The sequence below is a fragment of the Streptomyces sp. NPDC059455 genome, assembly GCF_042750115.1.
Classification (GTDB): domain Bacteria; phylum Actinomycetota; class Actinomycetes; order Streptomycetales; family Streptomycetaceae; genus Streptomyces; species Streptomyces endocoffeicus.
This window is the reverse complement of record NZ_JBHYVB010000247.1, coordinates 1-406: the sequence shown is the minus strand read 5'-3', so window position 1 is coordinate 406 and position 406 is coordinate 1.

Below are 406 nucleotides of genomic sequence, written 5' to 3'. Positions count from 1 at the left end.
CCGCATATCGGCGCTCCCCCCACCCCGCCCCTTCCCGCGGCACCGATATGCGGCTCCGCCGCGTGGCAGGGGCTCCGCCCCAGGGCCCCGGAGCCCGACGAGCCGCCCGCGGCCGCGACCAGCTGACCGGCCAGGGCGCACCGCGTCACCTGCGAGGCGGTGGGAGTGGCTGTCCGGTGAGCAGGGGGCCAGGGTGCCCGCGGGGCGGGGCGAGTGGTGAGGGCGTGAACGCCCGCACCGGCGGGCTGACCGCGTCGCCGTGTCGCCGCGCCGACACGACGAATGACTGGGCGGGCGCCCGTGCGCACCCGGGTTGTCCGGTCGGGGGTTGGGGCGGAGTCGCGGTTTCGCTTCGCCGGGAGGGTGACCGTTGCTGTCGTGTACGCCTGCGGCGGTGGGCTGGTCT